The sequence below is a fragment of the Collinsella sp. AF39-11AT genome, assembly GCF_003474585.1.
Lineage (GTDB): Bacteria > Actinomycetota > Coriobacteriia > Coriobacteriales > Coriobacteriaceae > Collinsella.
Genome location: NZ_QROG01000016.1, coordinates 16,809 through 27,512, shown reverse-complemented (window position 1 = coordinate 27,512; position 10,704 = coordinate 16,809). Strand labels below are relative to the sequence as shown.

Annotated in this window: 7 protein-coding genes; 3 read left to right on the top strand and 4 right to left on the bottom strand. The window is 60.2% G+C overall.

What is annotated here, in order from left to right; translation table 11 throughout:
* Nucleotides 1–62: 62 nt before the first annotated feature.
* On the bottom strand, nt 63–281 hold the full coding sequence (locus tag DW037_RS07380; RefSeq protein WP_117584015.1) for a hypothetical protein: 219 nt from the start codon (nt 279–281) through the stop codon (nt 63–65).
* A 21-nt stretch (nt 282–302) separates the two neighbouring features.
* The gene (locus DW037_RS07375; protein WP_118373089.1) at nt 303–3,500 is read right to left on the bottom strand and encodes a hypothetical protein; all 3,198 of its coding nucleotides are present in this window, start codon (nt 3,498–3,500) and stop codon (nt 303–305) included.
* 198 nt (nt 3,501–3,698) lie between these two features.
* Here DW037_RS07375 and DW037_RS07370 point away from each other — a divergent pair, with 198 nt between their 5' ends.
* Together DW037_RS07370 and DW037_RS07365 are read left to right on the top strand one after the other, a co-directional pair.
* Nucleotides 3,699–4,721, top strand: coding sequence for a YafY family protein (locus tag DW037_RS07370; protein WP_118373088.1), 1,023 nt, complete (start codon nt 3,699–3,701; stop codon nt 4,719–4,721).
* A complete protein-coding gene (locus DW037_RS07365) occupies nt 4,708–5,625 on the top strand; it encodes a YafY family protein (RefSeq protein WP_117716220.1) in 918 nt (305 codons plus the stop codon). The genes DW037_RS07370 and DW037_RS07365 overlap by 14 nt, the downstream gene beginning before the upstream one ends.
* On the opposite strand, the gene DW037_RS07360 is transcribed toward DW037_RS07365, so the two are convergent.
* Entirely contained in the window at nt 5,622–8,516 is a 2,895-nt protein-coding gene (locus DW037_RS07360; RefSeq protein WP_118373086.1) for a helicase C-terminal domain-containing protein, read from the bottom strand. The two genes, DW037_RS07365 and DW037_RS07360, sit on opposite strands and share 4 nt — an antisense overlap.
* Nucleotides 8,510–9,475, bottom strand: coding sequence for a D-alanine--D-alanine ligase (locus DW037_RS07355; RefSeq protein ID WP_118373085.1), 966 nt, complete (start codon nt 9,473–9,475; stop codon nt 8,510–8,512). The genes DW037_RS07360 and DW037_RS07355 overlap by 7 nt, the downstream gene beginning before the upstream one ends.
* Nucleotides 9,476–9,560: 85 nt before the next feature.
* Between DW037_RS07355 and rlmN the strand changes: the two genes are divergently transcribed.
* Nucleotides 9,561–10,613, top strand: a complete 1,053-nt coding sequence (rlmN, locus tag DW037_RS07350) for a 23S rRNA (adenine(2503)-C(2))-methyltransferase RlmN (protein WP_118373083.1) — start codon at nt 9,561–9,563, stop codon at nt 10,611–10,613.
* Nucleotides 10,614–10,704: the final 91 nt, after the last annotated feature.

Sequence of the window (10,704 nt, the reverse complement as noted above, 5' to 3'; positions counted from 1 at the left end):
AGAAAAAGGGGGGGGAGCCAGTCCCCCGGCTCGCCCGCTTTCAATCATTTAAATCGCCGTATCTACTCTGCAGACGAAGATCCACCATCAACGATTGCTTGCTCGGACTCATGAATCCCATCGGCACCCGTGCTCTGTTCTTGCTCCACCTCTTCGCTGATTGCGGAGGCGGGGGTCGAGCCCTTCGCGCCCACGATATAGGCGGCTCCAAACCCCAACGCAATGGCAATCAAGGTCAAAATCACGTAGACAGGCCAATGGCGCTTAATATACGAAAACACGTTGACTCCTTAGAGCTCCGTCTACGAACGGCGGATAACCTCGGTCACGACCTCGGATACCGTGGCAATGTTCGTCGGGTTGACATTGTGGGGCAGGTCGTCCTCGGTACGAGCACAAGCCAGGCGCGTGCCGTCCACGCCGGCGATGGTGAGGGCTCGGCGGCTCGCCTCGAGCGCGGCGTAGGCATCGGTCTTGGCATAGGGCATCTCGAGCGCGCCACAATCGACATGGAACGACTTGCACACCTTGCTGACCAGGTTCATGATGCGGCGATCGCCCTTGAGCAGCTGCCGTTCGCCCTCAACCGTCACCACCGAAAGCCTACCGGCGCCGACGGATTCAAGATTGATGAAGAATACGCCGCGGAGCTTATCGCGATGCGAAGCCAAGAAGGCCTTCATGCCGGCGCCATCACAATCCGAGGCGCCCGTTGCCACAAACCAGATATCGTGACCGAGCAGCTCATCGTCACCCATAGAGGCGACAGCCGAAAGCATATCTTCGGAAGAAGCGCCGTCGGAAGACGTAGCGCCGCCCTTCCAGCCATCGTTATCGTCCTCGAAATTATCCCACGAACCGATGCCGCGACCGGACTTCTTGGCATCGTAATCGTCTTCGACGCCCAGCCAATCACTCATGCTGTCCTGTTCGTTTTTCTTTTTACGACCGAACAGGCCGCCCAGGCCGCGCTTGCGAGACTTGGGTGCCGCCGGGGCGGGAGCCGAAATGGTCTCGATCGGCTGAGCGCCCGACGCAACGGGCATAGGAGGCGCAACGGGTGCCGATGTGGGTTCGGGACCCTGAGCGGTAGCAAAGGGGTCGTTGACCTGTGCGGAGGGGTCGGGAAGGTCGAACAGCGACGTGCGAGACGCAACGTTTGCCTGCTTCATCGACGGCAGCGACGGATCGGGGACCGAAGCCAGCGGAGACGAGGAAGGTGCAGGCGACGGAGCTGACGCCGGATCGGGAACATTCATCTGCGGACGCGGCGATGCCTGGGAGGAAATCTGGGCCATAAGGGAATCGACCGTTTCGTCCTGGGTGGGAGCAACATCGGCAACCGTGGCACCGGAACCACTCGGGGTCGGCATGGTGAAAATCTGCGTGGAGTAAGGCCTCGACTCATCTGTCTCGGGAGCCTCGGAAACCGCAGGCACTTCCTCCTGCTCGACCTCGGTCGAATCATCTTGCTCGGCTGTTGCGTATTGCTCTTCGTCAGAGTTGGCCTCGACGGGCTCGTCCTCGGCGGCATCTTGGATTGCGGCAGCATCAATGGGCTCGTCATCGTCTGCCGCGTCGTCCTGCTCATCGGAAGGAGGAAGGGGCTCGGCAATCGCGGTGCCTTGCTTTTCAAACGTTATCGTGGAATCGAACTTCGCGGCATCAAACGACATGGTGCTATCGACGTGCTGCTGAGCCTCGAAAGACGTTGTTGCCTCAACAACATCCGCGGACGCCGGTTGCTGGGACTCAAAGGACGTCGTAGCTTCGGCAGCGTCGACGGGCACGGACTGCATAGCCTCGTTCTGCTCGAACTCTTGCGCCGCGCGCTCACGTGCCGCCTCGGCTGCCTGCTGCTGAGCGATAGCCTCCTGCTCGGCAGCCTCGCGTGCGGCAGCGCGCTTCTCCTCGAAATCGTCGACAAATTTCCTGCCCTTTGCAAGCGCACCCTTAAAGAAGTTGGAAGCGCCGGCGCCAATCGAAGAGAACGCGGATGCAATATCGGCATGGGGCGTTGCCGCGGGAATCTCGGCCGAGAAATCAGTATCGCTCTCGTAAGACGCACGCCTCGGCTGTTCAACGTAATCGTCGTCAGACTCGTCCGCAACGTCTTGCGCCGGCGCGGCGGGAGCCAAAATGTCCAGTCCTGCCGCGGGATCGATCGCGGACACTGCCTCGGGCTCGGCAACGGCAGCGGTAACCACGGCAGACTCATCATCCACGGTGGCAACGGGCGCAGGCGCCGTCACGACGGGAGCAGGCTCGGCCTCAAACGTCGGCTCCTCGCCCTCCTCGTAATCGAGCGTGCAGGACTCGGGAAGCATTCCGAGCGCACGGATGGCATCCGAACCAAAGCGGATGTTGCCGGCGGCATTGCGATAGAGCTTGAGCTCGGGCTCGGCCGCGACAGGCTCCTCCGCCGGCTCGGCAGCGGGAACCTCGTCATTGAACTCTTCGGCCTGGACAGCCTGATTCTGATCCTCGGGCACAATGGCGCCAATCAGCGTCTCGTCGGCAGACGCACCCTCAAAGCCCTCGATCTGCTCGTCGAAAGCCTCACCCTGTTCGGGCTCGGCCGGAGCGTCGGGAGCAATCGGCTGACCGAACTCGTCCTCGGCGTAGGTAGGCTCTTCATACTCGATGGTGTTGCCGTAGTCGTTTTGCTGCTGGGCCGCGGCATACTCCGCCGCCGCGCGCGCCATTTCCTCGGCACGACGTTTCTGCTCCCCAAAATAGGTATCGAACGGAACATCGTCGGGAAACTCGTTTTCGCCTTGGAAGGGAGCAACGTTGTCCATAACGCCGAGCATAGCGGCGACAGAAGACTTGTTGCACACCGCGCCGGACGTATAGGGAAGAATGTGGCGGTTAGAGATGATGTTTGCCGCGTTGACAAGTGCAACGAGGGAAGCGAGGATCGCGACAATCCACAGCAGAACCTTGAGCGCGCCGGGGAGCGGCAGGATACGCAGGATGGCAACGGCAGCGGGGGCAACCGTGGCAACGGGCAACAGCTTGGCAATGAGCGCACGATACGAAGCATAAGGCTCGCGGGCGAGCAGCTCAGCACGGGGAGAGTCGTAGTGTGCGACAACGACCACCGGGCGGTTGCGCGGAGACGCAAGCGGGCCCGAGGCCTTGTGGTAGGCGATGACATTTTGGCTCACGCCCGTCTTGCCCAGGCGCGAAACCACGGGGTGGCCCGTGCGCTCGAGCACGTAGAGCACGGCACCGACAATGGCCAGTAAGGTGCCGACCAAGCCGATACCGCCGCCGATGCCCATCAGCAGGGCGCCGGCAAACGCAAGGATGCCAGTAACGGCAAATGCCAATCTACTGGGCGCCGGGGCATTGAACTCCTGAACCTCGGGATCAAAGCCGTGGTTGCGGAAGATCTGAGCGATATCCTCGGCAGCCAGGCGCTCTTCTTCGCTGCATGCCGGCGTAATGCCGGTGTTCTGCAGCAGGTGGTTAATATAGTTCTGGGTGTTCGCCATGTGCGCTCCACATCCATAATCCGACAAATAGGCCCAATGCTTGCACATTAGAACCGTATATAGTCGAAAGTATACCCCGAGCGAGCGCAAACGACCGAATTCGGGCCATCTTAACGCCCCGAGCGGACAAGGATATAGCCTAATCTCCATATCGGACTAAAATCATGGCAGCAAACCACCTTCCCATGCGAGGACTCTATGACGGCAAGCGACGCGACCGCGACAATTAAAAAGGGAAATTCGGAGCCAAGTTTCGATAAAACGGCTCAGCGTATCCTCAATCTTTTCTTTGTGCTCAGCAGCTCCCCCGAACCGCTGACGACCGAGCAGATCGTCTTGGATTCTGACCTGGGATATGGCTCGGGCAACATTGACTCGGATAAGCGCAAGTTTCGGCGCGATCGTGACAAACTGCTCGAGCGTGGCATCTTAATCAAGGAGGTTCGCCCCGCCGGTGCGCAGGAGACCGAGGAAAGCTCGTGGACAATCGACCGCGAGCACACGTTTGCTGCAGGCGGCCTCATCACCGCAGACGACGCCGATATCCTGCTCAACGCCATCGACCAGACGTTAGCGGCCGGCTCATCCACCTTTGCCGCGCCGCTTGCCGATATTCGCTCCAAGATTGCCTACCTCACCGGCATGTCGGCGGTGGACGATGCGCCGGTCTGGCGCTCTCCCACCGTCGATGCGGTATGGAGCGCCTTTGCCGAGCGGTGCGCGCTGCGATTTTTATATCAGAACGGACGCGGCGAGCAGAAAGAACGTACCGTCTGCGTCTACGGCATGTTCGAGCGCGAGGGCGTGGCGTACTTCTGCGGCCTCGACAATGTCACCGACGACATCAGGACATTCCGCTGCGACCGTATCGTTCGCGCCTGGCGTCCTTCGAAGGCCTACGTTATCCCTGCGGACTTCAACCTCAGCGACTACCTGTTCTTTGAATTCGATTTTGCCGACCGCCCGCCCGTTGCGGCTACGTTCTCGTTCGCCCCGCAGACGCAGATCGATATGATCAACGGCCTCACGCGCGGGCGAGGTGAGCTCGCACACACCGATTCGGGATGGACTTGGACCGTTGACGTGCGAGATCTTGAAGCCGCCGCCTCATTTTGCATGGCCCACGCCATGGACGGCATGAGGCCCATGGCCCCCAAATCGCTCAAGCAGGCGTGGAACCACCTCATTGAAAGGACGGTGCACGAGCATGCCCGTGCGTAAACTCACCAGCGAGCAGAGGCTCTCGCGCGCCATCGACATCATGGAGGCCCTCTACGCCGCCGGCGAGAGCGGCATGACACGAACCGAGATTTGCAGTCGCTTTGACATCACGGGGGCGTCGCTCGACGAGATTCTCGAGATCGTCTCGACGCTCGCGGACCGAGAATCGGGTGCGCGTATCATCTGCGAATGCCACGGCGAGCGCGTGGTCCTCACCGGTGACGCCGGGCGTGTACTACCGCTGCGCCTGAGTGCCGCCGAGGGCGCTGTGCTCAACCACGAACTTGAATCGTTGGGGATCGAGCCCCAGGCGGCGGCTCGAATTCGACATGCTCTTCTACCCGAAGAGCTCGGCTATAACCAGCACGTCTTTGACACCGTCAACCACGGGTCGCACTGGCAGCAGCTGAGCTGCGCCATTCAGGACGGCGTTCGCTGTCGTATCTCGTATCGCTCGATGGACGATGCGCGGCCACGCGAGCGTCTGGTCGACCCCTTGCGCATTACAGCAAACGGCGACCAAACATATCTGATTGCCTGGGACATCGCGGTCGATGAGCAGCGCACCTATCGCATGGATAAAATCGAGGGACTCGCCTTGACGGAAGACTCCGTCGTGCCTCACGCACCGGACGTTGCATCCCTCCACGATTCCCTTGCCCGGACGCAGCGTAGCGCAAAGCTCTTGATGCCATTCGATATGGCGGAGCATCTGGACTGGGCCGGCATCACCCTAATCGAACGCAGCGGGACAGACATGGCAACGGTAACCGTACATTACGGCTCCGAGCGTTGGCTGCTGAGCCAGATAATCGCAGCGGGCGGAGCCATCCGCATCTTGGATGACCCCGCCCTGTCAAAGCGTCTGTGCGATATGGCAAAAACCCTCGTCTGTCCGCTTTAGCGCCGCCGCTCGTGGCGTGCACGCCACAGCTGTAGATAGTGCCCGATCTGCGCCGATTCGATGCGCTGGTAGGAGCTCGTGGGCAGCGACGTTAAGAACTTCTTGCCATAGCCCTTCGTCACCAGGCGAGGATCCGCCAAGATCAGCACGCCGCTATCGGTCGACGAGCGAATCAAACGCCCCGCGGCCTGCTTAACCTCGAGCACCGCCTCGGGCAGCGAATAGCGCGCCCATGCGCGGTCTTCGCGCAGGTTGCGCTCGCACGAGAGCGGGTCCGTGGGGCTCGAGAACGGCAACTTGGGAATGATGACGCAGCGCAGCGTCTCGCCGCTGGCATCAAACCCCTCCCAGAAGGCCTTGAGCGCAAAAAGCGACGAGGTCGGTTCGTTGATAAACCGGTCGCGCAGGCGACGAGGAGATGAGTTGCGCTGCTGGCAGTTGAGCTCCAGACCCGCACGGGCCATCTTGGGCTCAACGCGGGCGTATAGGTCCTCCATGTCGCGCCGATTGGTGAACAACGTGAGCACCGATCCGCCCATGGCAAGATGGGCGTCGACCAGTACGCGCTCGAGCGCCGTAAGATAGCTCTCACGATCGCGCGGATCGGGGATATCGCCCGCAACGACTACAGCCATGTTCGAATCGAAGTCGTAGCTCGAATCCAAGTGCAGCGATGACGACGTTGAAGCACCGATGCGATCAAGGCCGACCGCATGGTTAAAGTGCTCAAAGCTTTTGGACACCGTCATGGTCGCCGAGGCAAAGATAGCCGTGTGAACCTCGGGCAGCCACTCGGTTGCCAAGGCCTCGCCAATGTCGATGCGCTCTGCGGTCATCGACTCTCCGCCGGCACGCAGCCTGCGATTGACCTGCAGCGAATACACGTAGTGCTCATCGGTGCCATCAATGATGAGTTTGAGGTTCTCGGCCAGCTCGTGCAGGCGGCGCGAGATATCACCCAGGTCGACAACAACCTCGGGCTTGTCGGCGGCGACGGCTTGCACCAGCGCGTCGACGCTCTTGTCAGCTTGTTCCAATGCGTCGATGCCAGTGTAGGCCGACTGTAAGAAATCATGCCAGTCGTCTGATTCGCGCAGCTCGGGGCCAATCCATAGATTGGCATTGTCATAACCCCCACGCGCACGGCGGCCGAGCTCGCGAACGCCATCGAACACGTCGGCGATTGCCATGCTCGCGCGGGCAACCGTCGACGTCGCCTTGGCAGTAAGGCCCAGATAGAGCGTAGAGCCCTCGGAGGTTGCCAAATCACGGGAAACCTGGCTTAGCGCGCCGGTGCTCGAGCCACCCAGGCGCTCGAACAGGACGCGTGATTCGTCCGCCGACACCACGCGCGCCCACTGACGGCGCGCCTCGCGCTCGATGGAATGGGCCTCGTCGATTACCCAATGACGAATCGGCGGCAAAATCCTGCCCTCGGCCGCGACGTTGCGGAACAGCAGGGAATGGTTGGTGACCACCACATCGGCATGCGCCGCACGACGGCGAGCGCCATGGACCAAACATTTATCAGGGAAAAACGGGCAGAGGCGACGAGCACACTCGCGCGAGGCCGTCGTAAAGTCGGGACGGTTGACGCTGCGCCACCGAATGCCGAGCGAGTCGAGGTCGCCATCGGCTGATTGGCAGACGTACGCCATAATGACCGCGACCGCCGTGAGCGTGTCCGCCGGATCGCGCTTGGTGGTAATCTCGACCTGGCCGCGGCTCATGCGCTCAAGCTTGCGCAGGCACGGATAGTGGTCATACCCCTTGAGAGCGCAAAATGACAGACCACCGTCCAGTTGCTCCGCAAGTTTTGGCAGCTCATGGTACATAAGCTGGTCGGCAAGATTGTTCGATTTGGTCGCAATACCAACCGTGATGTTGTTACGGCGTGCTGCCTCGGCAAAAGGCACCAGATAGGCCATCGATTTGCCGACGCCGGTGCCTGCCTCAATTACTCGATGAGTGCCCGTGACCAGCGCATCGAGGACCTCGAGCGCCATCGCGATCTGCTCATCACGCGGCTCGTAGGTGGGATACATGCGATTGACCAGGCCACCTGGCGCATAGTCTGCCTCGATCTCCTCACGACTCGGCATCTTGAGAACCGGCAGTTCATCGGCGTCCACCCGATCGTCGGCGCGATCGGCCTTGAGAACGTCAGCACGAGCGGCGCTGAGAGAGAAGATGGAACCAGGGTTCTGCCCTGCCAAGAATGAGAAGATAGGACGATAGGACCAAGGCACGTCCAGATGCATGTCGGCTAGGCGCGCCATGAAGCCCTGGGGCAAGTCGGTGAGCGCCACGAGCAACACGCGCCATACGCCACACAGGGCGTCGACGTCGGCATTGGCACGGTGTGATACCGAGTCGCAGCCAAACAGATCGGCCATAAAAGACAGCTTGTGCGAGGCCAGGCGCGGAAGCGCGATGCGCGACAGCGCCAGCGAATCGATCCAAATATCGCTCACGTTGACGCCGCCTTTGACCGACTCGATAAACGAGCGGTCGAACGTGGCGTTGTGTGCGATCACCGGGCAGCCACCGACAAAATCGGCGAGAGCGGCGACGGCCTCAACCGCCGACGGGGCATCTGCAACATCGGCATTTGTAATGCTCGTGAGCTCGGTAATCTCGGCGGGAATCAGCTGCCTGGGATGCACGAAGGTATCGAAGCGGTCGATGACCTCGCGGCCCGAAAGACGGGCCGCCGAGATCTCGATCAGCTCGTTGTCCTGCACCGAAAGACCCGTGGTCTCGGTATCGAGGATAATCACATCTTCCTCGATAAGGCCGAAGGACTGCGTTTTGGCGCGGTCGGCAAGCGTGGCATAGGAGTCGATGACAAACTGCGGCGTTCCTGACGAAACCGCGTCCTCGATTAGCATGCAATGCCCGCTCGACGAAGGCCCATACGGATCAGGCTGTCACAGACCTGCGGGAACGTCATGTCGTCGGTGTGGCGGATCTCATCCGGATACAGCGACGTATCGGTCATGCCGGGAATGGTATTGGTCTCGAGGATAACGGGGCCGTCCTCGCTCACAATAAAGTCGCTGCGCGAGATACCCAGGCAACCGAGGGCCTTGTGAGCGGCACAGGCAAGTTCCTGAGCGCGAGTGTAATTCTCGGGTGAAATCTGCGCCGGAATGCGATGGATATCCGTAGGGTCGACATACTTCACGTCCAGATCGTAGAACTCGCAGTCCTCGGGCTTACGAATCTCGACAATCGGCAGGGCGCGCACGTCATCTTCGCCGTATACGCCGACGGTGACCTCGGTACCCTCGATGCACTTCTCGACCAGCACTTTGTCGCCGTACTCAAACGCCTTGGCGATTGCCGCGGGCAGCTCGGAGGGCTCATGGACCAGGGAAATGCCATAGCTGGAACCGTTGATGGCCGGCTTCACAAAGCAGCGCTCGCCACAAACCTCGACGATATGATCGATATCGACTTCGTCGCCCACCTCGAGCGCAAGGCCGGGGGCAATGGGAATGCCCGCCTTGGCGTATAGGAGCTTAGAGACCTCCTTGTCGGCACCGCAGGCGCTGGCAAGTACGCCCGAGGCCGTGTAGGGGATACCCAGGGTCTCCATGGCACCCTGCATGGCGCCATCCTCACCGCCGGCGCCGTGCATGGCGATAAATGCCACATCGAATCCGCCGGTCGCCATGGTTACCATAAAGTCATCAGCGGCCGTGTCAAGCAGCTCCACCGAGGTGTAGCCGGCTTCCTTCAGTGCCACCACAACGTTCTTTCCCGAATCGAGCGAGATCTCGCGCTCGGCGGAATGACCGCCCGCCAAGACCGCTACGTGCATGTTCTCTAGGCTTTTACCCGGCATGGGCAGACTCCTCCTCTATAATTTCTGCAGCTGATACCATATTGTAGCGATACCCTCTACGTTTCCCCAAAATCGAAAGGCTTCCATGAATCCCAGGACTAAATCTCAGGACATTCGCGACTTGAGCCAAAACGATATTCGCGAGCTCGTGGCCGAACTTGGCCAGCCCGCCTTCCGCGCGAAGCAGCTCATCGAATGGGTCTTTGAGAAGAACGTTTGTTCGTTTGACGATATGACCAACCTTCCCAAGGCTTTCCGCGAGCAGCTTAAAGAGGCTTTTGCCTTTGACACGCCGACTGAACTCACGAAGCAGGTTTCCAAAGATGGCTCTCGCAAGTATCTGCTCGAGTACCACGACGGCATTTCCGTCGAGACTGTCGGTATGCCCCGTCGTAACAAGCTTTCCGTCTGCGTTTCCACCCAGGCAGGCTGCGGCATGGGCTGTGCCTTTTGCGCTACCGGTCTCAACGGCCTCAAGCGCTCTCTGACCGCTCAAGAGATCGTCGACCAGGTACTTCATGTATCCAACGACTTTGGCGAGCGTGCCACGAGCGTTGTCTTCATGGGCCAGGGCGAGCCGTTTGCCAACTTCGACGAGGTTCTCAAGGCCCTGCGAATCCTCAACGACCCCGATGGCATCGGTATCGGCGCTCGTCACCTCACCGTCTCTACCAGCGGCGTTATTCCCGGTATTCGCAAATTTGCCGATATCCCCGAGCAGTTCACGCTTGCCGTTTCCCTGCATTCCGCCATCCAGTCGACGCGCAATAAGCTCATGCCCGGTGTTAAGAAGTACACGCTGCTTCGCCTGCACGAGGCGCTTCAGCTCTACACCGAGAAGACTGGCCGCCGCCCGACCTATGAGTATGCCATGATCGAAGGCGTCAACGATACGAATCCCGAGATGCAGGCACTCTGCGACTTCTGCGAGGGAACGCTGTGCCACGTTAACCTGATTCAGCTTAACGACATCGAGGGCAGCCCGCTCAAGCCGTCGCCGATTCACAAGGTTGAGGATCTTCAGCGTCGTCTTGAGTCCCGTGGCATAGAGACCACGATTCGTAACTCCCGTGGTAACGATATTGACGCCGCTTGCGGACAGCTGAAGCAGCACTTCAAAGTTCAGAAGAACGCATAGGGGAGTCACACGCCAAAACGTTTCATGTGAAACATCGAACGGCCCCGATTGCAGGATATGCAACCTGGGCCGTTTCATTTATCGACCTCAA